General features: G+C 54.0%; 22 protein-coding genes. All 22 read left to right on the forward strand.

What is annotated here, in order from left to right; translation table 11 throughout:
- Positions 1-116: 116 nt before the first annotated feature.
- The 22 genes from PHV01_RS02955 to PHV01_RS03060 all read left to right on the forward strand — a co-directional run bounded on the left by PHV01_RS02955 (position 117) and on the right by PHV01_RS03060 (position 24,258).
- Positions 117-1,106 (forward strand): class I SAM-dependent methyltransferase, encoded by a 990-nt coding sequence (locus PHV01_RS02955; protein WP_337289659.1) that lies wholly within the window; start codon positions 117-119, stop codon positions 1,104-1,106.
- A gap of 289 nt (positions 1,107-1,395) precedes the next feature.
- Positions 1,396-2,673 carry a Wzz/FepE/Etk N-terminal domain-containing protein gene (locus PHV01_RS02960; RefSeq protein WP_337289660.1) on the forward strand — a complete coding sequence of 426 codons (1,278 nt, stop codon included), beginning with the start codon at positions 1,396-1,398 and terminating at the stop codon, positions 2,671-2,673.
- A 289-nt stretch (positions 2,674-2,962) separates the two neighbouring features.
- Entirely contained in the window at positions 2,963-3,460 is a 498-nt protein-coding gene (locus PHV01_RS02965) for a UpxY family transcription antiterminator (protein ID WP_337289661.1), read from the forward strand.
- A gap of 242 nt (positions 3,461-3,702) precedes the next feature.
- A complete protein-coding gene (locus tag PHV01_RS02970; protein WP_337289662.1) occupies positions 3,703-4,677 on the forward strand; it encodes an NAD-dependent epimerase/dehydratase family protein in 975 nt (324 codons plus the stop codon).
- Positions 4,678-4,793: 116 nt separating this feature from the next.
- Entirely contained in the window at positions 4,794-5,261 is a 468-nt protein-coding gene (locus PHV01_RS02975) for a sugar phosphate nucleotidyltransferase (RefSeq protein WP_337289663.1), read from the forward strand.
- Positions 5,262-5,278: 17 nt separating this feature from the next.
- Positions 5,279-7,108, forward strand: a complete 1,830-nt coding sequence (locus tag PHV01_RS02980; RefSeq protein ID WP_337289664.1) for an ABC transporter ATP-binding protein — start codon at positions 5,279-5,281, stop codon at positions 7,106-7,108.
- A 915-nt stretch (positions 7,109-8,023) separates the two neighbouring features.
- Complete coding sequence (locus PHV01_RS02985) at positions 8,024-8,503, forward strand: HAD hydrolase family protein (protein ID WP_337289665.1); 480 nt, start codon at positions 8,024-8,026, stop codon at positions 8,501-8,503.
- Complete coding sequence (locus PHV01_RS02990) at positions 8,490-9,074, forward strand: SIS domain-containing protein (RefSeq protein WP_337289666.1); 585 nt, start codon at positions 8,490-8,492, stop codon at positions 9,072-9,074. The genes PHV01_RS02985 and PHV01_RS02990 overlap by 14 nt, the downstream gene beginning before the upstream one ends.
- Positions 9,075-9,145: 71 nt before the next feature.
- Entirely contained in the window at positions 9,146-10,000 is an 855-nt protein-coding gene (locus PHV01_RS02995) for an N-acetylneuraminate synthase family protein (protein WP_337289667.1), read from the forward strand.
- Between the two features lie 14 nt (positions 10,001-10,014).
- Complete coding sequence (locus PHV01_RS03000; protein ID WP_337289668.1) at positions 10,015-10,440, forward strand: VOC family protein; 426 nt, start codon at positions 10,015-10,017, stop codon at positions 10,438-10,440.
- Positions 10,437-11,327, forward strand: coding sequence for a sugar phosphate isomerase/epimerase family protein (locus PHV01_RS03005; RefSeq protein WP_337289669.1), 891 nt, complete (start codon positions 10,437-10,439; stop codon positions 11,325-11,327). Before PHV01_RS03000 ends, PHV01_RS03005 begins: the two co-directional genes overlap by 4 nt.
- Complete coding sequence (locus PHV01_RS03010) at positions 11,317-12,072, forward strand: SDR family oxidoreductase (protein ID WP_337289670.1); 756 nt, start codon at positions 11,317-11,319, stop codon at positions 12,070-12,072. Before PHV01_RS03005 ends, PHV01_RS03010 begins: the two co-directional genes overlap by 11 nt.
- Before the next feature lie 47 nt (positions 12,073-12,119).
- A complete protein-coding gene (locus PHV01_RS03015; protein ID WP_337289671.1) occupies positions 12,120-12,872 on the forward strand; it encodes a hypothetical protein in 753 nt (250 codons plus the stop codon).
- 9 nt (positions 12,873-12,881) lie between these two features.
- Entirely contained in the window at positions 12,882-13,721 is an 840-nt protein-coding gene (locus tag PHV01_RS03020; RefSeq protein WP_337289672.1) for an SDR family oxidoreductase, read from the forward strand.
- Between the two features lie 85 nt (positions 13,722-13,806).
- Complete coding sequence (locus PHV01_RS03025; RefSeq protein WP_337289673.1) at positions 13,807-14,544, forward strand: acylneuraminate cytidylyltransferase family protein; 738 nt, start codon at positions 13,807-13,809, stop codon at positions 14,542-14,544.
- Between the two features lie 107 nt (positions 14,545-14,651).
- A complete protein-coding gene (locus PHV01_RS03030; protein WP_337289674.1) occupies positions 14,652-15,845 on the forward strand; it encodes a methyltransferase domain-containing protein in 1,194 nt (397 codons plus the stop codon).
- A gap of 45 nt (positions 15,846-15,890) precedes the next feature.
- Positions 15,891-17,414 (forward strand): hypothetical protein, encoded by a 1,524-nt coding sequence (locus PHV01_RS03035; RefSeq protein WP_337289675.1) that lies wholly within the window; start codon positions 15,891-15,893, stop codon positions 17,412-17,414.
- A gap of 104 nt (positions 17,415-17,518) precedes the next feature.
- Complete coding sequence (locus PHV01_RS03040) at positions 17,519-18,226, forward strand: class I SAM-dependent methyltransferase (RefSeq protein WP_337289676.1); 708 nt, start codon at positions 17,519-17,521, stop codon at positions 18,224-18,226.
- Between the two features lie 317 nt (positions 18,227-18,543).
- Positions 18,544-20,400, forward strand: coding sequence for an asparagine synthase (glutamine-hydrolyzing) (gene asnB, locus PHV01_RS03045; protein WP_337289677.1), 1,857 nt, complete (start codon positions 18,544-18,546; stop codon positions 20,398-20,400).
- 7 nt (positions 20,401-20,407) lie between these two features.
- Positions 20,408-21,679 (forward strand): glycosyltransferase family 4 protein, encoded by a 1,272-nt coding sequence (locus PHV01_RS03050; RefSeq protein WP_337289678.1) that lies wholly within the window; start codon positions 20,408-20,410, stop codon positions 21,677-21,679.
- A complete protein-coding gene (locus PHV01_RS03055) occupies positions 21,663-22,988 on the forward strand; it encodes a nucleotide sugar dehydrogenase (protein ID WP_337289679.1) in 1,326 nt (441 codons plus the stop codon). Before PHV01_RS03050 ends, PHV01_RS03055 begins: the two co-directional genes overlap by 17 nt.
- 88 nt (positions 22,989-23,076) lie before the next feature.
- Positions 23,077-24,258, forward strand: a complete 1,182-nt coding sequence (locus PHV01_RS03060; RefSeq protein WP_337289680.1) for a hypothetical protein — start codon at positions 23,077-23,079, stop codon at positions 24,256-24,258.
- Positions 24,259-24,288 lie beyond the last annotated feature (30 nt).

A 24,288-nucleotide genomic window follows, 5' to 3' on the forward strand; every position in this document is an offset into this window, starting at 1 on the left:
ATCACGACGTGATCTCATCTTTTCTCCCGAACGGTTTGTAAGGAAGCAACTGACACGGAAATATGGAACAAGTAGTGTACGGAGAACAAGGCGATCGATCTAACTCAGGAGCATGGGTGAATCGCACACCCAAGTGTTGGTGCGACACAAGCGATATCATCTCTTTTGCTCCGGAGTATATGAAGTGCCGGGCGTGCGAGACACTCATATCGGTCTATATTCCCGGGTCGGAGATCTCACGAGTGACCGTCGACGAGTGCGACTTTTATGGGCGCAACTACTGGTTCGCTCATACCGAAGAGAAGCTTGGATTGCCCAATATCCTAGTCCGTTCCAAGAAGGATCTCCCCGAACGCTGCCTATACTGGTTGCGCACCGCATTGAAATACAGGTTGCCTCCTGCGCGCGTGTTGGAGCTTGGTAGCGGGCATGGAGGATTTGTGAGTCTGCTCCGCTGGGCCGGATTCGAGGCGACCGGTCTGGAACTCAGCCCCTGGGTCGTGGAGTTTGCGCGCAGAAGATTCGATGTGCCGATGCTGCTCGGACCGGTGGAGGACCAGCAGATAGAGCCCAGGTCGCTTGACGTGATTGCCATGATGGATGTATTGGAGCATCTACCTGATCCAACGGCGACTGTACGTCACTGTTCGAATCTGCTTAAACCGAACGGTCTTCTCATCATCCAGACGCCCCGATATCCCGAGGGCAAAAGCTACCAAGAGCTGGTTACTCGGAACGATCGCTTCCTGGAAATGTTGAAACCCATGGACCACGTGTATCTGTTCAGCCGGCATTCCATCCGTGAATTCTTCACACGGCTTGGGTATGCTCATATGCAATTCGAGCCCGCGATCTTTCCCCATTACGACATGTTTTTTGCCGTGAGCCGTGCGCCCCTTGTCCCGAATACCACAACAGCCATCAAAGCCGGCCTAAGACTGGCGCCAGGTAGGCGACTGGTTCAGGCGTTCCTGGCTGCGGACCGGATCGTGTGCATGGCTGGGGCCGAGCGCTATCAGCTCGTGTATCGGCTCTTGCGTCGGATGGAACGGGTGACTTTCCGGCTCCTGTGGAAACTGACCACTTCACGGCCGAAGGGTTCGTAGCTAACCCCCATGCTCTGCCCGCACGACGACGCTCTTTGAGAGGCGAAGGCTGCGTGGCAACCCGACACCCAGTAACGTTGCGAGGCGCCTCCGCGGCAATCTCTGTTCTTGAGCGGCCAAAAGAGCTTGCCTGCTGCCAATGTAATATAGTAAAATCCTAATTTAACAAACACATTTGAGGGACCTGTGGCGGAGCGGTACTCACTACTGCCAAGTGCTGCTGAGGTCAAGGTTCCTCTTGAATTGCTAGTATCGGGAATTCTTATATAGAAGCAAGGGATTAGTCTTAATGCCTGAAGCGGACGAAGTCGAACTGATCGATTATCTGAACACACTCTGGAAGTGGAAGTTCCTGATTGTCGTAGGCACGCTGGCGGCGGTGGTCATTGCCTTCGCGGTTAGCGTAAGAGCCCCAATAACTTACGAAGCCACGGCAATCTTGCTTATTACGGAGTCCAAGGTCCCTCGTCCTGAAGCGGGGGCAGGAGCACCTCAGTCCGTGGTATCCCCAGAAGTCTTTGAGGCGACGATAAAGAGTCAGGCTCTGGCGCTCCAGGCTATTCAGCAGTTTGGATTGGATAAGAAACCATTTTCCGTGACTCCGACTGAGTTTTTAAATGATGTTGTCTCAGTGAAACCTCGACGTGGGACAAACCTCCTCACCCTCACCGCCGTCCTTCCTGATCCCAAGCTGGCAGCCGACGTAGTGAATTTCGTGGCCCAAAAGGCGGTGGAGTTAAATGCGAATCTCAATCAGATCGACACTGTTTCGACTAAAGAGTATATCCAGCAGCAGCGTGATAAAGCCGACCAGACAATGGAGACTGCACAGGCGGCTCTGGTCGAGTTTAAGCGGACTGCGAATCTTGAAAGTCTCCAGACGGAGCAACGCATTCTCCTGGCTGAGAAGGAAAAGTTGGCACAGCGTTACTCCGACCTCACCTTCAAGCTTAAAAGCCTTCAGTCCCAGGTAGCAGCCTTGAAGCAGGCTCTCACCAAACAAGAACAACTCATCACTGTCACTAAATCCATCTTTAGCGATCCTGCTATGTTGGCTGCAACTCAGGACCGAGGCCCGATGGATGTAAAGACGCTTTCATCAATCCAGGTCAAAGATCAAGCGATCAACGAGGTCTATCAAATGCTCCAGAGCAATTTGATCGCCCAGGAAGCAAACCTGGCCTCGGCAGAGAGCGAGCGTCAAGATACTGTACAGAAAATCAGCGACAACGAGGCAAAGCTCATCTCAATCTCACGGAAGATCGCCGACGCCGACGCTCGCTTAGAGGAGCTGGACAGGACCTATCGACTGACAAGAGCATCATATGAGCTCTTCGCTAAGAGGTTTGATGAGGCCTCGCTCTCGGTTGCCTCCCGCGTCACCGAGTTGAAATTGATTGCTCCAGCCGGCCTCCCCACAGTCCCTCGTAGCCGAAACGTCATACGAAACGGAGTACTTGCCGGCACTGTAGCTCTGATGACATGTATCATATTGGCGTTCTCTCTGGAAAACCTCCAGGAGACGAAGAGAAGGCGTGTGAAGATTGTGAGCCCTGCCCCCTCTTGACCATCGCTATTCACGGCTAACCCCGGGGACCGTCCACCTATTCCGTTTCCCAAGTTGGTGGTATTACACGCACACTTGACGCGATCTGTACGTTACCTTAAGATTTGAGCAGTGTTAGCTCGTTGCACGCGCTTTCTATCTGCAACGCTAAATAGGAAAGTTTGCTGTCGTTCTGTGTAACCCCGGTTGCCTAATCTTAACCGGTTGTTACGCACGCGCTAATCTCATAGTTGGAGCGCAATGATCGTGCCCTGTAAGTGAGAGGGCGAAGCTATGCCTGGAGGGAGCGATGGTTACGGTTCCCCGGTGGTACGCGCTCCGCACGCGCTCCAGATACGAGAAACGAGTGTGGGCTCAGATCGATAGCCGAGGTATCGAGGTGTTCCTTCCGCTCATCGCTCGGAGGAGGCGTTGGAAGGACCGTACGGTGCAGGTCCAATTCCCACTCTTTCCAGGCTATTGTTTCGCACACTTCGCCTGGCAGGATCGGTTACGTGTACTGACCGTCCCTGGTGTAGTAGAGGTGTTGGGGGTGGGCGGCCACGGTGTGCCGGTCGAGGATGCCGAAATCGAGGGAGTACGACGTCTGGTCGCCAGCACCCTCCCCGTTGATCCGTACCCCTTTCTAGAGCATGGGATGGCGGTCGAGGTCCGGCACGGCCCCCTCCAGGGTCTCCGTGGGATCCTGATTCGGAAAGCCCCCAGAACACGTCTCGTGATCGGCGTCAGCCTCATCCACCAAGGGGCTTCGGTTGAGATCGATGCCGACAATGTCATTCCGATTTGACGGGAGCCTTGGCTTATGTGGGCTGACCTTTGGCGATCGAATTCGCCAGGGCTGAGTTCCCGACCATCGGGCTCGACGTTGAAGGAGCGCGGGAGAGCAGAGGAGCTGAGAAAGGGGTACAGGGGAGTTGAAGGCCCGAGGTGAGTTTGATGCACCTAAGCTCCCCTGCCAGATGATGAACAGGTGACCGTGACCGAGCTGGTCCTACATCGGAACCATCAATGTTCCATCAGGAGTTAGTTATGAAGAAAGCCTTAATCTGCGGTGCCGGTGGGTTCATCGGTGAGCACTTGGTGAAGAAGCTCAAGCGCGAGGGATACTGGGTGCGCGGCGTGGACATTAAGGCGCAAGAGTTTGCGCCCACCCAGGCCAACGAGTTTCTGCTGCTGGACCTGCGCAACCCCGAGAACTGCCGCATAGCACTGACCCTCCAGGGCGATGCCTTCGATGAGGTCTACCAGTTGGCCGCCGACATGGGTGGGATGGGGTTTATCTCCCGGGCTGAGTGCGAGGTGTTGCACAACAATGCGTTAATAAATATCCACATGGTGCATACGGCGGCCGAGGTCCGGGTGCCTCGCTACTTCTTCTCTTCATCGGTGTGCGTGTACCGGGATATGCAGCCCGGCGAGGCTGCGCTACGGGAGAACGACGCCATTCCCGCCAATCCCGACAACGAGTACGGCTGGGAGAAGTTGTATGCCGAGCGGGTGGCCATGGCCTATGGCCGACGGTATGGGATGCAGGTACGCATCGCCCGCTTCGAGAACTGCTACGGCCCGGAGGGGACCTGGCGGGGCGAGCGGGAGAAGGCCCCGGCCGCCATTTGCCGCAAGGTGGCCGAGGCGGAGGACGGGGCGACCATTGAGGCTTGGGGCGACGGGACGGCGATCCGGGTGTTCACCTACGTGGATGATCTGGTAGAGGGCATCTGCGCGCTGATGCAGTCCGACCTTGAGGGCCCCGTGAACCTGGGTAGCGACGAGCAGGTCACCGTGGCTGATTTGGTGAGGACAGTGATCGGGGTGTCCGGCAAGAAGATCGACGTGCAGTGCGTTCCGGGACCGGTAGGGGTGCAATCGCGCAACTTCAGCAAGGCCCGCATCACGTCGTTAGGCTGGCGGGCGAAGTACTCCCTCAAAGAAGGCATTGCGCGCACCTATCCCTGGATCGAAGCGCAAGTGAAGCAGGCGCGAGTGGCGGTCACCCATATCTGAGCCGAAAGTGAACCACCTCTGAAGGTGGTCAGCCGAGGGGGTGGACTAAGGTGACCATTGCCCTCGATGCCGACCCACTGATTAGTCAATCGACTCTATAAACTCAACAGACTCAATTGATCCAAGAGACTCATGAAGGTCGTCATCCTTATCGGGGTCTTGGCGCTCGCTTTAGCGAAGAGACTGACGCCCGCCCTGAACCGATGGTGGAGACCGGCGGCCGATTGCGTCGGGTCAAGGACTACCTCGTCGACGAAAAGGCTTTCTACTTCACCTACGGCAATGGGATTGGAGATGTCAACATCTCCGATCCCATTACATTCCACGATAACCAAGGGATGTTCACAACAGTGGCAGCTACGCGGCCTCTCGGACGGTTTGGAGTCCTTGATATGAATCGGAATCGGGTCACTTCATTCCAGGAAAAGCCGGACGGGAATGGCGGCTGGATCAATGGTGGCTCCTTCGTGCTCTCGCCGAAGGTCATTGACCGTATAGAAGGCGACCACACCATCTGGGAGCGCGAGCCCCTGCAAGGGCAGGCGATGACGATGACATCGGCCTTATCGCCAGTCATGGGCTGACCCCTGTGATCGCTAAAATGACCTCCATAACAAAACTGTCAACCGCTCAGAAAATCTGGGAGCTGCTCACGTCCGCCGAGCGACGCGGTGCGGTGGTGTTGTTGGGCCTGATATTTATTGGCATGGTGCTGGAGACACTGGGTATCGGATTGGTGATTCCGGCAATTGGACTGCTCACGCAGCGTGATTTCCTAAGCAACTATCCGGCGCTCGAACCGGCCCTCCACGCGCTGGGCAATCCTAGCCAGCAAAGCATCGTCGTCGGTGGCTTGTTCATGCTGGCGGGGGTGTCCCTCATCAAGGCGCTGTTTCTGACCTTCCTGGCTTGGCGCCAGGCTCGATTCGGATACGGCGCGCAGTCTAGCTTTTCTCAGCGTCTATTCGCCGGCTACCTGAACCAGCCCTGGGCGTTTCACCTCCAGCGCAATTCGGCGCAGTTGATTCGCAATGTCACGACCGAAGTCGGACTGTTCGGGGTCGTCATCCAAAATGCCTTGGTGGTCTTCACCGAAGGGATGGCCACCCTGGGCATTTGGATGCTCCTCGTGGCCGTGGAACCGGTCGGTACCCTCCTGGTTATGACAACAATAGGGCTTGCTGCATGGTTCTTTCATCACCTCACCAGGGCGCACCTGTTGCACTGGGGCGAGGCTCGCCAATACCACGAAGGGCTACGCATGCAGCACCTGCAACAGGGCCTCTTCGCAGCCAAGGAAGTGAAGCTGCTCGGCCGCGAAGAGGATTTTCTTGCCCGATTCAGCCTGCACAACATCGGCATCGCGCACGTCGCGCAGCGTCAACTTACCATCCAACAGATGCCGCGCCTCTGGCTCGAGCTGCTGGCGGTGGTCGGCCTCGCCGCCCTGGTGCTCGTTATGCTTCGCTTAGGCAAGCCGCTCGATGCGCTGCTTCCCATCCTGGGACTCTTCGCGGGCGCAGCCTTCCGGGTTCTACCCTCAATCAATCGGGTGCTGGGCGCGATCCAGTCTATCCGGTATTGCCTTCCGGTCGTGAACACGCTTCACCAAGAAATGGCCCTGTTCGATGCGTCCGCTGCACCGAAGCGAATCCGCCTCCTCCCCTTCTGGGCTCAACTAGCCCTCACCAAGGTCAGTTACCGCTATCCGAATGCCGCCGCCACTTCTCTGCGAGATGTCAGCCTGACCGTCGCCCACGGTACAACGGTCGGATTCATCGGCAGCAGCGGTGCCGGTAAGACAACTCTCATCGATGTGATCCTGGGCTTGCTCAGCCCCAGCAGCGGCCAGGTCACCGTCGACGGTGTCGACATCCAAACAAATCTGCGCGGCTGGCAGGACCAGATTGGCTACGTACCTCAGTTCATCTTCCTCACAGACGACACGCTGCGCCGGAATGTCGCCTTCGGGATCCCAGACGACCAGATCGACCACGAGGCCGTGCGTCGCGCCATTCGGGCTGCTCAGCTCGACGACTTCGTCAACGGCCTGCCCCAAGGCCTCGACACCCTCGTCGGCGAGCGCGGCGTGCGGCTCTCAGGCGGCCAACGACAGCGCATTGGCATTGCGCGGGCTCTCTACCATGACCCGGCGATATTGGTCCTTGACGAGGCCACCAGCTCGCTCGACATCGCCACCGAGGGCGATGTCATGCAGGCCGTCTATGCATTGCGCGGCCACAAAACCTTCCTCATCGTCGCTCACCGCCTCTCGACTGTGGCCAACTGTGATCTGTTGTTCTGGATAGAAGAAGGAAGGGTAGTCAACAGGCCAGGCGCGGGTACCGCTCGAAAGGTGGCGATGGCGAAGGACGGGAGTGCAGGAATAGTGGAGAAGCGCATAGATCAAGAATCGCAGATTCGACAATAAAGCTTGGGGGAATTATGGAAATCCTACGCAAGATTCGTAAGGCCACACTCCTCGTTCGGTCAGCAGGAGGCAGAGCGGACCTCGTTCACACGCTCGGTCTGCGTAGCCGTCAAGAAGAAAAGACCGAGCGTTACTTGGAGAAACTTGGAGTCAGCCGCTATTTGATAAAGGGTTATCCGGATGAGTGCCCCCTTAATCGTAACAAGGCATACGATTTGGCAAACTTGCACAGAATCGTACGGCGATTGCGACCGCGTGTTGTTATCGAGTTTGGTTGCGGATACAGTACCTTGGCAATTGCCCATGCGTTGAAAACAAATTCCGAAAAACATGGAAGAGCCGGACGGTTGTATGTTGTGGAGGCGGTGGAGAGGTGGGCATCGAACGTGCGTGAAAAATTATCCGATCTCTCGGATTTGTAGAGATCAGGGTCCCCGAGCTCAAGGCTTTTTTGCTTGATGGACAGGTGTGTCACGTGTTCGCTGATTTATCGGACGTACGTCCAGACTTTATTTATCTCGACGGCCCCCAGCCTACCGACGCGAAGGGGAATATAAATGGGCTGACACCAGGTGGTCTCGTGTTCCCATGCGCGGCAGATTCTCTCTTTTATGAATGGGGTTTCTATCCTGGCTTTCAGATGCTCGTTGACGGACGGTTTCCTAATGTCGAATTTCTAAAGAAAAACCTGAAGCGTGATTACAGGATCAAATCAAGCGCATTGCATAACAACACGCTTTTTGAGTTGATTAGATGAATTTGAACATATCCAGATAAGCTTGCACGCTCGAAGCAAGGTTAAATAGCCGTGAGACCCTCATAGAAGTACTGATTGAGGTTGTCAGATACGTGAATTGTTGGTCTTAGCTTACAGGCCGTTGAACGAACGCCGCCTAACACGTTGAGGATTTCGATTTGAAGGTAAAGCCGCTCAAAAAGGGGGCCATCAAATTAATGGTTTATGATTTCGATGGTGTTATGACGGATAATCGTGTCCTGCAACTTCAGGATGGTACGGAAGCCGTTTGGGTGAGTCGTGCCGATGGATGGGGTATCGATCAGATCAGGAAAATGGGTATCCCGCAGTTGATCCTTAGTACGGAAAGAAACCCTGTCGTGGCGGCTCGAGCCAAGAAGCTGAATATCGAAGTTATCCACGGCAGTGGGGACAAGAAGGCCGATTTGTTGGGCTATTGCAGCAGGATGCAGATAGACCTCCGCAGCGTTCTCTATGTCGGTAATGACGTCAACGACCTGGAAGCCATGCGAGTGATTGGGTTTCCGGTCGCCCCTGCCGACGCCCACCCATCAATTATTGCCATCGCAAAATATGTTACGCGGGTTAAGGGCGGCGAAGGTGTCATCAAGGAATTGTCCGAATATGTCGCAAACTGAGGGCCAGGTCAAAGAACTGATTCGCGAGAGCATTGGGGTGAAATCCGCAATGCTTGCCGATGCCGTGCAGCTCGAACTGATCCAGCGCATCGCGGCAAGCATTATCGAAGCACTGAAGCGTGGTAAGAAGGTCATTTTCTGTGGCAATGGCGGCAGCTTCGCCGACAGCATTCATCTGGCTGGAGAATTCGTTCCACGCTTTCAGAAGGAACACGTACCGCTTGCAGCTATTGCATTGGGTGCCAACACCTCAATCCTGACTGCAATCGGCAATGATTATTCCTATGCCGAGGTTTTTTCCCGCGAACTAGCTGCCATCGGCCAGGCAGGTGACGTCCTCATCGCCATATCGACCAGCGGCAACTCGGAAAATATTCACCGGGCGGTGCGGGTTGCCCAAGAGATCGGCATCCATGTCTACGGCATGACCGGGCAAGGCGGAGGCCGTTTGGCGGCAGTTACGGAGAGTCTGAAAGTTCCGTCGCAAAAAACCGCCAGAATCCAAGAGTCTCACATTCTCGTGGGACACATCATCTGCGAGTTGGTAGAGAATGCCATGGTCGGGGCTTAACGAAATGACCTGTTGTCTATGTAGCAGAGAAGAATCAACTCAGCGGAAGGGGTAGAAGAAGGAGTGTCTTAATGAGTATTATTATTATCGCCGAGATTGGCATTAACCATAACGGCAGTATCAAGATTGCTAAGCAGTTGATTGACGTCGCCAAAGAGGCCGGCGCTGACGCCGTGAAGTTTCAGAAGCGCACAATCGACCTTGTCTACACCAAGGAAATGCTCGCTTCCCCCCGTGAAAGCCCATGGGGAAATACCCAACGCGCACAGAAGGAAGGGCTAGAATTCGGTGCGGATCAATACTGGGAGATTGATCGCCATTGCCGCGAGAAAGGTATAGAGTGGTTCGCTTCGGCTTGGGACCTCAAGAGCCAGGAATTCCTACGCCAGTTCAACCTGCGATACAACAAGATTGCGTCTGCGATGCTGGTGTGCGAGTCGCTGCTCAGGGTGGTAGCTGAGGAGAAAAAGCACACCTTCATTTCCACCGGCATGAGCAAGGTGGCGGATATCGATCGTGTCGTGACCATTTTCAAAGAAGCGGAATGCCCCTTCGAGTTGATGCATTGCGTCTCGACCTACCCGATGGTTGATGAAGATGCCAACCTCAACCGCATTATGGCTTTGCGTCAGCGTTATGGTTGTAACGTGGGCTACAGCGGACACGAAGTAGGACTGGCCGTCTCCTACGCTGCAGCGGCCTTGGGAATAACCTCGCTCGAACGTCACATCACGATGAATCGTGCGATGTACGGTTCTGACCAGGCGGCTTCGGTCGAACCCAACGGATTTCGCATGCTCGTGGGTGCTGTGCGTAAGATCGAAAAAGCGATGGGCGATGGAACACTTGAGATGAACCCGAAAGAAGTGTCGCATAGCATGAAACTGAGAGCACATCTTGGTTGGGAAAGCTCCACTATTCGGTAACAATGATTACCCACATGCGACATGCGGGCATCGTAGTGGCCGACTTGGAACGCGCGTTGGGGTTTTGGTGTGATGTCATGGGGTTCGCGGTTGTCAGACAAATGGAGGAGCCCGGTGCGCAGATCGACGCTGTACTGGGATTGAAAAACACAAGAGTAACGACTGTCAAGCTGGCCGCTCCGGATGGTAACCTTATCGAGCTATTGCACTTCCATTCGCACCCATGTCAACCGGTTTGGGGTGGAACACCATTTTCAACTGGTCTAACCCATCTCGCATTTACCGTAGATGACATTGAAGCGGAGTGCACACGCCTTGACGCTGCCGGAGTCAAGTTCTTTTCACTGCCTCAAACTTCACCGGATGGCAACGTCAAGGTTACGTATGGCACCGGCCCCGAGGGACTGTTATTGGAGCTGGTTGAAGTACTGAAGAAATGAGTACCTTGTCTCCGCTCGCGGCGGATAGCTCTTTGCACGATCGTGTCGGATTCATGCAAGGCCGTATGTCAGCCCCGAGTGATGGCCGCGTACAAGCCTTTCCCTGGTCCTCTTGGCGGGAGGAATTTTCAGTCGCCGAAAAGAACGGCTTTCGCCTGATGGAGTGGACGCTCGATCAGGACCAATTGTACGAAAACCCCCTAATGACAGTGGCCGGACAAGTCGAGATCCGCGCGTTGGTCCAACGTTATGGTGTCGGTATTCCCTCGCTAACCGGCGATTGTTTCATGCAGGCACCGTTTTGGAAGGCGCATGGTGAGAATCGCGAATCCCTTACGCGCGATTTTCTGGCGGTGGCCGCCGCCTGCTGCAAAGTCGGTATTTCGATGTTGATCGTGCCGTTGGTCGACAACGGTCGGTTGGAAAGCTCCTGGCAGGAGGACATTCTCGTGGAGTTCCTTCGGAGCGAGAGGCCATACTTCGAGGCGCTCGGCCTGCGTGTGCTATTTGAATCCGACTTTGAGTCGCCTGCGCTGCGTCGGTTCATCGAACGATTAGATTCTGACTCATTCGGAATTAACTATGACATTGGTAACAGCGCCGCACTCAACTTCGATCCCGTGGAAGAGATCGCAACGTACGGGCACCGTATTATGAATGTCCATGTAAAAGACCGGAAGTTGGGTGGCACAACCGTACCGCTGGGGGAGGGGGCTGCGAATTTCGAATTGGTATTCAGTGTGCTGAGGCGGGCCGGTTACGCCTCCAATTTCATTCTCCAAACCGCCCGTTCCCCGGGCGGTGATCACGTAGGCGCCTTGCGCCGCTATCGCGACATGACCGTTGACTGGTTACGACGCGCAGAGGAAGGCCGTCTTGCATCTTGAACTGGCTGACAAGCGGGCTCTGGTAACCGGTTCGTCGCGCGGCATCGGTCGCGCGATCGCGCAGGCTCTCCACGGCGAAGGCTGCCGGGTGATGTTGAATGGGCGTTCGGCTGACGCTCTTGCGCAGGCCGCTTCCGAACTTCCGGGAGCATCGTTCGTCGCCGGAGATGTAACGCGTCCGGAGGAAGCCCGGCGTATCGTTGCCGAGACCAAGACGGCGCTGGGTCGTCTCGATATTCTGGTTTGTAATGTGGGCAGTGGTCGCTCCGTGCCACCGGGAGCCGAATCGCATGAAGAGTGGCTGCGAGCCTTTGCGGTAAATTTCTGGAGTGCCACCAACGTAATCGAGGCTGCCCGTGAAATGCTGGCCGGTTCCCGCGGCGCGATAGTCTGCGTGTCATCGATTTGCGGGCTGGAAGTAATACCCGGGGCGCCGGTTACCTACTCGGCCGCCAAGGCGGCCCTGAATGCCTATGTGCGCGGCATCTCTCGTCCCTTGGGAAAGCTGGGAGTGCGAATCAATGCCATCGCACCAGGCAACATCATGTTTGACGGCTCAGTTTGGGAACGCAGGATGGGAGAAGATCAGGAAGCGGTACAGAGCATGCTTCAGCGCGAAGTAGCTTTGGCCCGCCTTGGCTCACCGCAGGATGTTGCGGAACTCGCTGCCTACCTCGCGTCCCCCCGGGCCGAGTTTGTGACTGGCGGCGTGTGGACGCTGGATGGCGGGCAAGTTCGGGCCTAGAGCGGAGAAATGTCGCCACAGTCAGTAGCCTTTTAGGAGCTTGAAAAATGTTGTTGAAGGCGATTAAGTTTTGGCGCTTCGATCCGGTGACGGTCTTCTATAAACTTGGCTTGACCGGCGATTCTTCAAAAGAGGCCAGCATTCTTCTCAGCAGGTATGTCGAGCAAAGGTTTAACGAAAGTGGCCTCGCCAAGCTATTTCAGCAGTATGGTGATGAATTAGACAAGAACGAAGAGTATCGCTTATTTTTATCTGGCCACAAAAGAGCTGATGTCGTCAATGTCTTCGATGCAGCTCTTGCGGCTCGCTCTGTGGTTGAATTTGGTTCCGGCGTGAGCACTATCACCATGGCCTTTGCTATGAAAAAGAAGGGCAAGGGAAAAGTCCATGCGGTTGAGGCGGACGCAAAATGGGCAAATTTGGTCCGCAGTGCGGCAGACAAACTGGGATTGTCCGAATTCTGTACGGTCATGCACTCTGTTCCACGTTTGCATCGCGATGGATTTCAGGTTTTTTCGTTATTCGATTCGCAACCCAATATACGCCCTGACCTGATATATCTTGATGGCCCGTCACCCTCTTCGGTCGAGGGGTTGCAGCAGGGGTTGACGATGCGAGGTCTTGAATTCATCGTTGCGGCAGACCCGCTGCTTTACGAGTGGTCGTTCTATGTCGGAGCAAAAATCATCGTTGATGGACGTATCAACAATGTTCGATTTCTGCAGAAGAACCTTAAACGCCAATATACGTTTCGCCGGAATTTCTTCCGTAATACCTCAACTTTTACGCTTGTCCGCTAACGAACAAGGATGATGACGGCATTCAGCAAATTTGACTTAAGCGGAAAAACCGCTCTCATAACCGGGGCAGCCGGCCTCTTGGGCAGGGAACATGCGTTGGCCTTGCTCGAGAGCGGTGCGACCGTCGTGCTCACTGATTTGGGACTTGAGGCACTTGCGGCGGCGCGGGACACATTGTCGCAATTCGCAGAGCCGGCCAGGATACTGACGCAGGCTGTGGATGTGACACAGCCTAAAATCATTGACGCGGTAGCCGATAGGCTGGCTGCCGAGGGACACGCGATCGATATCCTCGTGAACAATGCTGCGATCGACCCGAAGGTACAGGGTGACCAAGGGGTGCTCGAAACGTCTCGGCTCGAGAACTTCCCCCTCGATCAGTGGGACATGCAAATCCGCGTGGGTCTCACCGGCGCTTTTTTGTGTAGCCAGGTTTTTGGCACGGCGATGGCAGAAAGCGGAAAGGGTGGGGTTATCCTGAATATTGCTTCGGATCTCTCCGTAATATCTCCCGATCAGCGCCTTTACCGCAAAGACGGCGTGCCGGATGAGATGCAGCCCGTGAAACCAGTGACCTATTCTGTCATCAAGGCGGGTCTTATTGGCCTGACTCGCTACCTCGCAACATACTGGGCGGATCATGGAGTTCGATGCAATGCTCTCTCGCCAGGAGGCGTCTATACGGGGCAGCCAGAAGACTTCGTACGGCGAATTACCTCGTTGATTCCGCTTGGAAGAATGGCAAAGCGCGACGAATACCGCGCGGCCGTACAGTTCCTCTGTTCCGACGCGTCCATGTACCTCAACGGACAGAACATTGTAATGGACGGTGGGAGATCCGTGTGGTGACGCCATTCCTGAACAAGTGGTGTCATGAACTGCCCCAGTTCGTGAGATCGCGACGGCACCCCCATCGATCGGGCCGGAATACAGGATGAGCCGGAACGTTGCTATTATCCCCGCGCGCGGGGGATCGCAGAGTATTCCCGATAAGAATATTCGGGAATTTTCTGGGAAACCCTTGATCGCATGGACCATTGAAAAGGCGCGCGAAACCAAGGGTATCGATCGAATAATCGTCTCGACGGACAGCGAACGAATTGCAACTGTTGCTCGTAACTATGGCGCGGAGACTCCCTTTCTCCGGCCTGCATCGCTTTCCACTGCGGAAATGGCAATTGAGCCGGTATTGAAACATGCTTACGAGTGGCTTCTCGCCAATGAAGGTTATCAGGCAGAGACGCTCGTCCTGCTCTTTCCGACGAATCCGCTCCGCGAAACACGACACATTGAGGAGTCGCTTCGTCTCTTTCAGGAGACCGTCGCGGACTCGGTGATCACCGTGAACGAGTCGCCCGCGCACTATACGCCTTACTGGACCATTGTCCGAGGCGCCGATGGGAGGGCCCGCTACTTCGGCGGCGGGGACATGCGCACAGGATATACCCGGCGTCAGGATTTTCCGGAGCGTTGTTTCGCCAAGAACGACCTTATTTTCGTTCTGCGGCCTCAGAACCTCTTCGGAGATCTGCCGAGTCTCTATGGCAGACGAACAGAACTTCTAGTCACCGATCGTATCTACGACGGCGACATCAATACTCGTGAAGACTGGGATCTGACGCTCTTGACGTTCCGTTATCTGACTTCGCTTAAAGCGCCAGCTCACTCTTGAGCTTAAATATCCTTATTGTCACAAACACCCTCCATCATGTCAAATCGCTATTGACGTGAGAGGTGGCCTTGGACTAGCGCGTCCAAAGAATGTGTGAGGCAAGGCATATGGCAATTCCAAGCGTTCTTCCTGCCTGTGCATTTTGTGGTGGCAACAAAAGTTGCGTGATCCAATATGGTCAATTTCCAATGGCACCGCGTGCCACAAAGGAAATAGCCGTGCGGACTTTTGATTTTGCGGTTGGAACATGTGACTCTTGTGGCTTGATACAATTGATGCATCCGGCTGATCCTAGCGTGCTTTATGAAGAATTTAAAAATGACGTTATCGGTGAGAAGCTCGCGAAGCATAGAATGGCCTTCAAGGAGTTCTTGAAATTACATATCAAGAAAGATGATAAATTGTTTGAGATAGGTGCAGGTGATGGGACGCTTGCAACATTACTACACGACAGTTTTGATCGTAGAGTCGATATCACCATCAACGATATCAATAATATAAATCGCGTTAGGAGTGATTTCTATTGTGTCGATGGTTGTTTTGAGACAGCCATAGTCCGTAGGAAGTACGATGTCATTTATTCGTCGCTCGTGTTTGAACATATCTGCAATTACGATGAGCACTTGCGTAAGGTGCGGACGATTTTGCGCGCTGGTGGGAAGTTTATAATGTCGGTGCCGAATATTGAAGCATGGCTCGAAAGACAATTTCTGAATACGTTCTCTCAAGAACATACCATATATGCCTTTAAAGAAGATGTATGTGATCTATTATCGAGATATGGGTTCGTCTTGCAGTCATCCTCAGATTACTCGGACTACAGCATCTTCTTGTGCTTCACTCGCGACAATGATGAAAATGTTGGTGCAGGCCATAACGGCAAAGTAATGATCGAGAGAAAAAATACTTTGTTGGCAAACTATCACCGGTTTCTACAGGCTCTTGCTGGCTTTATCAATGATCAAGCAAAGGGCCGTACGCTCCATATCTTTGGTGCAAATAGTTCAGCCCAAATACTGTTACGCATGTTGAGTGATGAGAATAGGAGGCGAGTTCGTTTCATTTTCGATAATTCGCCGTTAAAACAAGAGAAGTATCTTTATGGTTTCAATCTAACAATTAAAAGCCCTACGATGGTTAAATTATTAGGTAGTAATGATGCGGTCCTGGTGTTTATGGGGGCGTTTGATAGTGAGATTATTTTACAACTTCGTTCCTATAATGACCAAGTCATCATCATCTCAAGACGCGATTTTGATGAGCGGAACCCTGTCGAAACATCGAAGAGGACTGAGAGCTAACGCTGCAGATATTCCGATACCTTGAGGTTGTCCGGAGGAATACCTTTGAAGTTGCTCGTAGTTGTTAATAATCATAATAGTTTCAGCGTTATGGAATTCTGCCTTAGCCTGAGGAAATACGATGATGCAGTTGAGGTGATGGTCGCCTGCGATGCTGAACTGAATGCTGCCCATGTGGAGTTTTTTGCGAAAAACAAGATTCAACGAATGGTCTTTCACCTGGGCACCAATGGCGGTGGAAACAAGAGGCAATTGTCGGTGGTAGCGAGCGCAAAACAACTCGAGAGTCAGTCAAGGAGCCGCTCAAAGAGCCAAAGAAGCGATAACTTATTAGGTACAGTTTTCTCACTCCTCATAGATTTTGCGTTGTCATCATCCTTATTTTACTTCCTGCGAGAACAGTTTATTTTCTACAGACTCAAGAGACACAAAAAGCACGCTCTAGAGTTTATCGACAAATTCAAACCGGATGTTGTGATCTCGATCTCCGATCGTTCGCACGACTACATCGAGGCATCCACCTTATGGGCTGCGAAGCAGCGCGGCATCAAAGTGCTGGTTCCTTACGTTGCCCAATATGATATGGATGCCGCATTGGTTTATCGAATGGCCAAAAACGGCAAACCTGACCGAGAACTTCGCGCGTTTTGGCCGCCTTCACTATACAAAATCATTTCGTATTTGAGATTTAAGGATCAACTATACAAGGGGCTGTTTTTTCAATCCCCCTATGTGCTTAATGCGCACAGAAGAAGCGGAACACTTTCGGCCTATCCATGGTGGATTGGGAACGGGAACAGTGATGTTGTGTGCGTTGATTCAGGACACACCGCAAGAAAGTATTTAGAGCATCGCGTCAGGAGCGACAAGATTGTTGTCGTAGGACATGTTACTTACGATAAAGTCTTCTTCTCGTATGCTAATAGGCAGTCGATCAAGCAAGCGTTGATGAAAAAATATTCCCTAGCAAGCGACAAGAAGTTACTGATTCTGAGTATGCCTCAGTATGCTGAACAGGGTTATATGGACTGGGATCAGCACTGGGTTGAAATTGACTCGACCATCAAGGCAGTTGTCTCTACAAACAATAATCTATTGTTGTCCATCCATCCCAGAAGTGATGTAAGAAATTATGCGTCTCTGGAGAGAAAGTACCAATGTAGAATTCTGGAGGAGCCGCTCTCAGACGTAATTGGCGCGGCTGATTTATTCCTGGCCTCTAACTCTACAACTTTCACATGGGCGGCTCTCTGCGGAATCCCTGGCATAGCGCTCATGAGTCCAGTCCCATTTTTATTTTCGTATTTGGAATCATTACGCCCGGTAAGCGCTAGCTCTGATCTAACTGCTGAAATCACTAATATTCTAAAATCCCCAGCGATTTCGTTCGAGCCTGATTGGCAACAGTTGAGCAGAAACGAGGTTTTTGATGGCAAGTTCCAAGAACGCTTTCTTCGGCTCTTGAACAATATGCGATCAGTCCATCGGGCTTCACTATTGCCTACGGAGGATAGCTTTTCTTCCGCTGAGAGCCATGGAGAGCGAAGCGAGGCGAGTAGTCCGGGGTAGGCGCGGGCTGGCGGGCGAAGCAGCCAGCCCATCGTGCCGTCGAGCCATTGTGGGCGAGCATTGGCGCAGTATGCGCTCTCGTCGACTGAAGAGAAGTTAGTGTAATGCCAAGTTACCTTGAGACCCACTACACACGAGACGAATACAGCGAGACCGCTTACCCTCAGCGACTGTGCGACCATATTGTTAGCCACTACATCCGACCGCACGTCGGCAATGTGGAACAGAAAACGATCCTCGACGTCGGAAGCGGCAAGGGGAATCACCTTGTCGGATTCGCGCGCAGAGGGCTCATTGCTTTGGGCCTGGATAAGCGGAAGGAATGCCTCAAGGTACTGGATACATTCGATATTCGTGAGTGCGACTTGGAGCGCGACCCCTTCCCCTTTGAAACCGAAAGCCTGGATATTGTGTTCTCAAAGTCGGTGATCGAGCACGTTGCGAACGCGGATAACTTCTTGAAGGAGACGTACCGCATACTGAAACCCGGTGGACTTGCGATTCTCATGACGCCAGATTGGAGGACACAGGCCCATCTATTTTGGGATGACTACACGCATGTAAAACCGTGGACCCGGAAGGGTCTACAAAATGCGCTCATAATTCATGGCTTCGAGGAAGTCGAAAGCATTCTGTTTCGTCAGCTTCCCTTGCTGTGGAAGTATCCGGTACTCGAGTGGTTGGCGGATGCGATCGCCTTGGTGCCGGAGTCGTGGAAATGGAAAGATTGCGACGAGAGCGCGTTTCGTGAGTGGATTCGATTCTCGAAGGAGAAGATGCTTTTGGCAACAGCCGTGAAGCCAGCAGGATGAGGCCGGACGATCAGGTTCCCCTTGTAGGTGACTATGGAAAGACGGACTACCAGGTTTGGTTGGAGACCTCGTCAGAAGCTTGCGGATATTGTTTACGAAATGGTTCAGACGGATATTCCATATCTGGACGGTGCGCGGTGAAGGTTCTATTTACCTCCCCGATCATTGAGCATCCCCCAGCCGGCGGACCACAGCTCAGGATCCACAACTCGATTAAGGCCCTTGCCCGTGTGTGTGATCTGCGGATTGTCGCGCGGACTTCTCGTGATCTGGTTGATTTCTCGAAGGGCCTCCCTTTCTAACGCAGGGTATTCAGCATGTGTGGAATTTTGGGTGCAGTTCCTGCGGTTGAGCCGGAAAGGTTTCGAAGCGTCCTAGGACGCTTGTCGCATCGAGGGCCGGATGGTGAAGGCGTCTGGCAGGACCGTGAGCATGCTATTCTCGGCCATCGTCGGCTTGCTATTCTGGATGTTTCAGAGAGTGCATCTCAGCCGATGCAGTACCTTGGCCGTTACAACATTGTTTTTAACGGTGAGATCTATAACTTTCTAGAGATTCGCCGAGATCTCGAAGGGCTCGGCCATCAATTTAAGAGCTCTTCGGACACCGAGGTGCTGGTAGCGGCTTTCGCACAATGGGGTCCACATTGTTTAAACCGCCTCAACGGTATGTGGGCATTTGCAATTTGGGATAGCGACGAAAGGCGGTTATTTCTCTCTCGCGATCGCATGGGGGAAAAGCCACTGTTTTATTCACATATTGGACACTACTTCACGTTCGCCTCCGAGCAAAAGGCATTGCTTCCCTATCTTGAGCATGTACGCCCATCGGCCCGGTTTCACGAAATGTCGGACAGCTCGTATGCGTACGAAGCTACTCAGGATTGCCTGTTCGAAAACATCCGCAGGTTTCCGGCAGCACACTATGGGTGGTTGACGGATGGACGTCTCGAGACGAGCCGCTACTGGGTACCTCTTCATCGTAGTGTCGACGTTCCAGCGAAGTATCCAAACCAAGTCGATTGCTTGAGGGAACTGTTGCTTGATGCATGTCGAATCCGCATGCGGGCTGATGTACCCATCGGGACAGGATTGAGTGGCGGCATTGACTCGAGTGCCGTAGCTGCGTGCATAGCCGAGATCGGGCGCCGAGGCGCTGAGCGCCTGCCTGCCGATTGGCAGAACGCATTTGTCGCCGGCTTTCCGGGGACCGTCATGGACGAAAGCGCCTATGCGGAACACGTTGCTCATCACCTCGGCATCAGCGTGTTCAAGCTGGACATCCAGCCTGACCGTTACATAGATCGAATCGAGGACTGGGCCTACCTGCTCGAAGAAGTTCACGAGGTTAACCCCCTCCCGCACATCCTGCTGTACCGGGCGATGCGTGAGCAAGGCGTTGTCGTTAGCCTAGACGGCCACGGGGGTGATGAGTTGTTCTGCGGGTACGAGTCGTCGATTCTTCACGCGTTACCCGATGCCGCGCCGAATCTGCCGGCGCTGCGGATGGTTCTGGACACGTACCGGAATTGCCATCCGAGAAACAAACATTTTCGGGGCATGAGCCTGCCCGAGATCCTGGCCTATCTTGCGCGGTCGAGAGTCCGACGGATGCGTGACGAACGGCACGGGACTCTCGTAGACTTCTCAGGCAAGCGCCTCGGCAGTCTCAACTCGCACCTCTTTGAACTCGTCTTTCGCACAGTTCTTCCCACCCTGCTGCGCAACTATGATCGCTACTCGATGATCAGCGGCGTTGAGATCCGAATCCCGCTGCTCGACCATCGCATCGTCGATTTCGCCTTTGCGATTCCATGGCAATCCAAGATCAGGAATGGATTCACTAAAGCGATCTTGCGGGATGCTGTAACTCCTTGGTTACCAGAAAGCATCGTGACGCGAAAGGACAAAATCGGTTTTGCGCCACCGATTCGCGACTGGATGCGAGGGCCGCTCCGCGAATACCTCCTCGACGAAATCGCGTCACACTCATTTACGACTGCGGAGCTGATCAAGCCCCGCCAGCTCAGTGCAACTATACGGCAGCTCGTTTTCGGGAGTCGTCCGGTGAGGCTCTACACGGCGGAACAGACATGGAAGCAGTTCGGCATCTATTTGTGGGAAAAGGCCTTTATTCAAAACAGCAAACGCCGGTTCGGATGGTCTCTCGGATGATTTCTCGATGACGGTGGCAACGCTCGGAGCGCGTCCCAAGATCCTTTTTTTCGCGCCAATACTTGAGTATCCACCGGCCGGTGGTCCACAGATCAGCGTTGTCAACGCTGTAAAGGTGCTCCATCAGATCTCTGAATTACATATTGTGACCACTGTGCCGATCGATCGCGCAGAGGCCGAGGAGACCGCGCGCTTCTTCAAGGCACACAGCCATGCGCTGGTGCAAGCACCCACCAGCAAGCTTTCCGTGAAGGGGAAGATCCTTGGGCGTCTTCTGCGGCTGTTCAGGCGGCTGGCGGCGCCGATCCTCGCCAAGAGTGATGGCCGCTACGTCGTCCAGTACGCCAATGCGTACGGTATAGACATCTTTTGGGTCGATCGCGTTCTCGAGTACGCCTTCGCTGTTTTCGCAGAGCTGCGACGTTTGCGGCCAGCCGCCATGATCGTCGGGGACACCTGCTCCGTCTATTCGCGCTTCGTTCTGCGTGAACTGCCGCTGGTATCAAATCCGTTGCGCCGTCTGAAGATCAAGATCAGGGGGCGGAAAAAGCTGCGAGAAGAGCACATATTGACCGCCTTGGCCGACGTCGTAACTGCGGTGTCGGAACTGGATGCGCAGTACTTCCGATCCATCGCGCCAAACCCCGATCGCGTCAAGTTGTTCTCGAACGTCATTGACCTGCGCGACTACGCGGCCGATGAACAACAAGTTGTACATCCCGATCGGCTGTCATTACTCTTGCTCGGCTCCTTTGGTCATCAGAACAGTCCGATGGATCGGGCTGCGAAATGGATGGCCAAAGAGGTTATGCCGCTGGTGCTGCGTGAAGTGCCATCCGCTCACCTTTATATCATCGGACGGAATGCCGATAAGACGCAGGCGAACTTACGCAGCGACGCGATAACGGTGGTCGGGCAGATTCCGTCGGTGGTTCCCTTTCTCCGTCAGGCGGCAGCGACCCTCGTTCCGCTAAGATTTGAGTCCGGAACGCGATTTAAGATTCTCGAGTCCGGTGCTGCATCCGTACCTTGCATATCTACGGCCCTCGGTGCGGAGGGTATCGGCGTCACGGATAAAGTGAATATAATTATCGCCGACACTGCCGAGGAGTTTGCCGCCGCGATAGTGAGAGTATTGCGAGATCCCGCGTATGCGCGGCTCCTGGGGCGTCGACTGCACGACCTGGTGGCGGAGCGATACAGTCTCGACACGCAAAAGCGTGAGGGGCAGTCAATCATTCATTTCTTAAAGGAGTGTAGTCTTGTCCGGACCTCATAGCGGTACCGTCAACGTCGTTGGACTCGGGTACGTCGGGTGCGTCAGTGTCGCGTGTCTCGCGCAAGCGGGGCATCGGGTCATCGGCGTTGATGTCGATGCGTCAAAGGTCGCATTGATCCAGAGCGGCATCCCCACCATCGTGGAGCCGAGTTTGGACGAGTTGATGATGGAGGCGCATTCTCGCGGGACACTCAGTGCAACGAGCGACCTGGAGTGGGCTGTCACGCAATCCGATGTCTCAGTCGTCACGGTCGGGACGCCGAGCAGACTGAATGGTGATCTCGATCTGACGCACATCTACTCAGTTGCAGAGAAAATCGGGCACGGTCTTCAGAAGTCTCAACGCTATCATGCCATAGCGATCCGCTCTACTATCAAGCCCGGAACCTGCGCCACCGTTATCGAAATCGTCGAACGCTCTTCGGGCAAGCGGCATGGCAGTGATTTCTCCGTCGTGGCGAATCCCGAGTTTCTGCGCGAAGGGAGTGCGATCAACGACTACCTCAATCCGCCCTACGTCCTCCTTGGTGCTGATGACGCGCGCGGCGCAGAGGCGGTCGCGTCGATCTACGCCGGCGTAAACGCGAAGACGATGTGCGTCGGTATTACAACGGCCGAGATCATCAAGTATGTGAACAATTCCTGGCACGCGCTCAAAGTGACGTTTGCAAATGAAGTAGGCTCGATTTGTAAAGCGTTGAGCATCGATTCGCAGGAAGTTATGGATATCTTCGTCCGTGACCAGGTTCTCAACATCTCGCCGAACTACCTCCGCCCCGGGTTTGCCTTCGGGGGCTCATGCCTTCCGAAGGACCTCGCCGCCCTTGCGGCCCTCGCGCGGAGTACCGGCACTGACGCGCCGATCCTTCAGAGCATCGCGGTGAGCAATGACTATCACATCCAACGCGCGATCGATCTGATCAAGAAGCAGAGCCAGAAGCGGGTCGGCTTCCTCGGCCTAAGCTTCAAGGCAGGCACGGACGATGTGCGGAACAGCCCAGCCTTGAAGATCGCCGCGGCATTGCTTCGTGATGGCTATGACATCCGGATATTCGACGAGGCGGTGCATTTCTCGCTGTCGAGCGGTCGAAGCACGGCGTCATTGCGGGCAAGCCTTGGGCATGTCGCAGAACTTCTCGTCGCGACACCCGAGGAGCTTTTGGCGCATGCAGAGTTCGTGGTGGTTGCGAAGAAGGACCAATCCTTCGAACAGATTCTACTCGGTCTGAATGGCCGACCGCTGATTGACCTGGTCTGCATGGCTAACATGGTCAGGAGTCAAGACAGCTACGTCGGTCTCGCATGGTAGCCGCGAATACTGGCTTGAAAACTGGGCCTTCGTTTTCCTGAGTGGTCCCAAGGTCGGCGCTTTCGCCGACGTAGCGGCCTCATTGAAGATGTCGACACGTTATATCATGACAAATTTTGCCTACGGGTTCGGTCCGTTCTTGAGGACGACAGAGCTTGCTCTGGCGACGTGCGACATTCTCTCCAAAGGCACCGGCGAGACCTTCGGCGTCATCGTTCCATGGGTGTACGGAGAGTCTCAAAAACAAATTCTTCTCGAAGAATTCGGCGATGTCTTGAAAGAGCACCCCGGAGCCATTGTGCTCGATAAGCGGGTCGGCGCCGAGCTCGAACTCATTTTTTATGGAGAGAAAGGCTACGCGGAATCGCTCAAGTACTATCACAACTATCATGAGCGAGTCACCGACGATATCAACAACTATATTGCGAAGGGCATTATCACTGAAACATTTGACGGTGAACCGATTTCCATCGAGCGTAGCGCCATCTCGCTTTGCATAAGTCGCGCGCCGCGCGTCTACTTCGACATCGAACCGTCGTACTATACGAGCTTTGGGTACGTTTCCGAGATCCTCGAGCGAAGCCTGGAGATCCCTGAGATTGCCCCCGAAAGAGAATTGTGCAACGCTCTTATACCGCTTTCGATAGACGTTGAAAAGCGCCACCGGCTTCATTTCATAGCCGATCCCGCGACATTCAGTTACCTTGGCGAGCGTCCACCCCGCTATGGGAGTGAAGTTCTAACTCCTCCGAATGCCTTTCCGCCGAAAGAGGCGGATTGCTCCGGGATCGAGCTGGGAATCTTCGTGAGCATCACCGGTATTCCCGGGTTGCAACGGCTCTTTCAAGAGGCCCACCAGTTGGGATTCCGGTTCTACTCAAATAAGCCGCAATTCATACCAGGCGCCGTACGTGCGCTTCCTCGTACTTTGAGGTGTAAGAACATCTCCCTGCATTTTGCCCGCGCCGGGTGGGGCTCCATCTGGTACTCGCAGTTCACCGGAGTCCCGCTAGTTGTCCCGAAGCATGACCCGCACGACGATCCGGAGATTTACTTCAACAATATCTGTATTGAGCAGCTAGGAATCGGGAAGGTGTATGCTGGGCAGCCATTGGCTGATCTTCTCGCCTTCAGTGATACGTATAAAGCCGCAGCAGATCGACAAAATCGGCGTATTGAGACGACATATGGTACAATAAATGGTATTGCGTATACTGCAGAAAGAATAGCGATGGATTATCTTGGCAGTCTTTTCCGTCCGTCGCACTAAAGGTGGTCAATAGCCTATTCGCTTAGATCA

Source organism: Candidatus Methylomirabilis sp. (genome assembly GCF_028716865.1).
Lineage (GTDB): Bacteria > Methylomirabilota > Methylomirabilia > Methylomirabilales > Methylomirabilaceae > Methylomirabilis.